The organism is Mesorhizobium sp. P3_A9 (assembly GCF_056402975.1).
Genome location: NZ_JBFUGJ010000482.1, coordinates 1 through 3507 on the forward strand (window position 1 = coordinate 1; position 3507 = coordinate 3507).

General features: G+C 63.5%; 4 protein-coding genes. 1 reads left to right on the plus strand and 3 read right to left on the minus strand.

What is annotated here, in order from left to right:
- Nucleotides 1–698, minus strand: a 698-nt coding sequence (locus tag AC1DX0_RS32945; protein WP_477358549.1) for an oxidoreductase, incomplete at its 3' end; no start/stop codon positions are given.
- Nucleotides 699–968: 270 nt separating this feature from the next.
- Between AC1DX0_RS32945 and argE the strand changes: the two genes are divergently transcribed.
- Nucleotides 969–2135, plus strand: coding sequence for an acetylornithine deacetylase (gene argE / locus AC1DX0_RS32950; protein WP_477220873.1), 1167 nt, complete (start codon nt 969–971; stop codon nt 2133–2135).
- A gap of 10 nt (nt 2136–2145) precedes the next feature.
- On the opposite strand, the gene AC1DX0_RS32955 is transcribed toward argE, so the two are convergent.
- Both AC1DX0_RS32955 and AC1DX0_RS32960 read right to left on the minus strand, forming a co-directional pair.
- Nucleotides 2146–3081, minus strand: coding sequence for a LysR family transcriptional regulator (locus tag AC1DX0_RS32955; protein ID WP_006335304.1), 936 nt, complete (start codon nt 3079–3081; stop codon nt 2146–2148).
- A gap of 50 nt (nt 3082–3131) precedes the next feature.
- Nucleotides 3132–3507 (minus strand): aldehyde dehydrogenase family protein (locus AC1DX0_RS32960; protein ID WP_477358551.1); only part of this gene is annotated, 376 nt, incomplete at its 5' end.

Below are 3507 nucleotides of genomic sequence, written 5' to 3' on the forward strand. Positions count from 1 at the left end.
CCGATCATCTCGTCCAGCGATAGCCGCAGCGTCAGGCCACAGGTGTCACCGATGGCGTCGCGACCCTCCTCGATCAGCTCGCGCATCAGCCGCGAGCGGTTTTCCAGCGAACCGCCATATTCGTCGGTGCGCTGGTTGGTGGCGGTGGACAGGAAGTGCTGGATGATGCCGAAGCCATGCGCGCCATAGAGACAGACCAGGTCGAAACCCGCCAGTTTGGCGCGTTTGAAGGCATTGCGATGCCAGCGCCTGAGGTCGCGTATATCCTCTCTGTCCATGGCGCGGGCCTGGACCGGATCGTTGGTGAAGGTGCGGATGGGCAAGGCCGACGGCCCGCGCGGCACTTCCTTGGTGTAGAGGTTCGGGCCGTTGATGCCGGAATAGGCGAGCTGGATGCCGGCCAGTGCGCCATGCTGGTGCATGGCCTTGGCCATCTTCGCCAACGCCGGGATGTCGGCGTCGTCCCACAGCCTGAGCTCGATAAAGGGCGTGATCTCGGAGGTGTGGTGCATCTCGGTCTGTTCGGTGAAGATGACGCCCCAGCCGCCTTCCGACTTGATGCGCCGCATCTCGGCCGCCGCCGACGGATCGCGATAGCCGCCGCCATTGCAGTGCGGCACCTGGTAGAAGCGGTTCTTGGCGGTCACCGGACCGATCTTCACGGGCTCGAACAGAATGTCGTAGCGTGGATCACGCATAGTGCTTCCTTCCTGCCAGCGTCGCGTCGCGGCATGCGCGGTGATGGTTTGGCGCAAACCGGTCCGCCCGGTGGGTAGATGCGGTAAACTTACTCATAAGTTGCGGCGCGTGCCGGAAAACTACAGATTTCTTCTGTGCCGATTAGGACGCGCCTAATCCGTCCTCGCCATACGGATTAGCATCCGGCAAATCCCGGCTGAGCCAAATGCGACTTCAAGGCCGTGGCCACGCGATGCTAGATAGCGCACACGGCCAATGAGACATAACGCATGGACAGCATCCAGATCCTTGAAAAGCTGATCGCCTTTCCGACGGTCAGTCACGAGTCGAACCTCGACCTCATCGGTTACGTGACGGAGCTGCTGGCGGCACAGAGCATTGCCTGCCAGATCATCCGCAGCGCGGACGGCCATAAGGCCAACCTTTTCGCGACCATCGGGCCGGCCGACGCTCCCGGCGTCATGCTGTCCGGCCATACCGACGTCGTCCCCATCGACGGCCAGGACTGGACGCTGCCGCCTTTCGAGATGACCGCGCGCGATGGCAGGCTCTACGGCCGTGGTGCTGCCGACATGAAGGGTTTCGTCGCCTGCGTGCTTGCCGCCTGTCTCAAGGCCGCGAAAATGAGCCTGCAAACGCCCTTGCATCTGGCGCTTTCCTACGACGAGGAGGTCGGCTGCATCGGTGTGCACAGCCTGATCGACATGCTGCAGGCCGCGCCGCACCGGCCTCTGCTGTGCATCGTCGGCGAGCCGACCAACATGCAGGTTGCGACCGGCCACAAGGGCAAGCTCGCGGCACGCGCCATGTGCAGGGGTCGGGAAGGCCATTCGGCGCTCGCCCCGTTGGCGCTCAACGCCATTCATCTCGGTTGCGACTTCGTCTCCGCGCTACGCCAGGAACAGGACCGGCTGGCGCGCGATGGCGCGCGCGACGGCGACTATGACATTCCCTACACGACCGTCCACGTCGGCAAGATGAATGCCGGCGTGGCGCTCAACATCGTGCCGAATCTCTGCCAGCTCGACTTCGAGATCCGCAATGTCGCGGCCGACAATGCTGACCAAATCCTCGACGGGCTGCGCGCTGCGGCGGCGCGCATTGCCGCTGCCGCTTCAGCGATCGCGCCGGAGGCGGCCATCGAGATCGATATCACCAACACCTATCCGGGGCTGGACACGCCGGCGAATTCGCAGGCCGTCGCCTTCGTCAAATCGTTGACCGGTGCCAACGACACTATCAAGGTTGCCTTCGGCACCGAAGGCGGATTGTTCAGTCGCGACCTCGGCACGCCGACCATCGTGTGCGGACCGGGCTCGATGGCGCAAGGGCACAGGCCGGACGAATTCGTCAGCGTCGAACAGATGCGCCGCTGCGACGACATGCTGGACAATCTGCTGCGGCGGCTTGCCGATCACCGGCTTCAGGTGGCGTGACGGAAGGCTTCTATTCCACGACCCGGCCGCTGCCGAACACGCCCTGTTCGACGACGAAACGGCGGCAATGATCGATGAATGCCTGCACCGTCTGTGTGCGGTGCTCGGCGTTGGGCAAGGCGACCCCCATGGTCAGAGGCCGCAAATCCCCCGCCAGCGGCACGAAGACCAGCGGCTTGCCGTCGGGCGCCAGCGTGTTGAGCGGCCGCATGTTGGCGATGCCGTAGCCGAAGCCGTTCGCAACCATTGACCGCATCACCGCGATGTCGCCGGTGCGCTCGGCAATGTTCGGCCGGATCCCCCGCGACTGAAAGGCCGAAAGAAAATATTCGCGGCTATAGGGCAGGTCGAGCAGCACCATCGGCTCGTCGGCCAGTTCTTCCGTCGTGATCGAAGCCTTGCCGGCGAAGCGATGCCCTTGTGGCAGCATGACATAGGCCGGCACCAGCATCAGCGGCTCGAACGTCGTGTCCTGCGACAGTTCGAGATCGTAAGTCAGTGCTGCGTCGATTTCGCCTCGCTGCAACATTTCGAGCAACTGACCCTGGTTGCGCTCGAATTGCCGGAACCGCACCTCGGGATAGGCGCGCTCGAACTTCATGCGCAGGGTCGGCATGACGATCTGCGCGAAGGTCAGCAGGCATCCGACCGCCAGCGGCCCGCGCACCTTCTCGGCGATGTCGCCGGCAATATCGTGCAGGGCGTCGGCGTCGGCAAGCAGCCTGGCGGCCTCCTTGAGGAAAACGCGCCCGCCGGCCGTGAGTGACAGGCCATGCGAATGCTTGCGCACAAAAAGCTGGACGCCGAATTCGGCCTCGAGCTGCGCGATGGATGCCGAAATCGAAGGCGGCGACACATTGACCTGCTCGGCCGCCTTGGTAATGGAGCCGGCTTCGCCGACGGCGACGAAATATTCCAGTTGTCTGAGCGTGAAGCGTAACGGCATGGGCAGCTATGTTGCCGGTTTGGGCGTGGCGATCAAGCGATCGCTTTGCCTCAATATTTGATCCATGTCGTTTTCAATGCGGTGTACTTGTCCAGCGCATGCAGAGACAGGTCGCGGCCGAAGCCGGATTGCTTGATGCCGCCGAACGGCGTCATCGGGCTCAGCGCATCGACCGTGTTGACGGAAACTGTGCCGGCGCGGAGCCGGCCGGCGACGCGGTGCGCACGCGAAAGACTGTCGGTCCACAGCGATGCGGCCAGCCCGTACGGGTTGTCATTGGCGATGCGGACAGCCTCCTCCTCATCGTCGAAGGCAAGGACCGAGAGCACCGGCCCGAATATCTCGTCGCGGGCAATCGGGTCGTCATGGGCAACATTGTCGAAGATGGTGGGCTGTATGAAGCTGCCGCGGCCGTTGACCGTGACC

Coding starts and splice junctions, on each gene's coding strand:
- argE (WP_477220873.1), top strand. CDS start 969: ATGGACAGCATCCAGATCCTTGAAAAGCTGATCGCCTTTCCGACGGTC.
- AC1DX0_RS32955 (WP_006335304.1), bottom strand. CDS start 3,081: ATGCCGTTACGCTTCACGCTCAGACAACTGGAATATTTCGTCGCCGTC.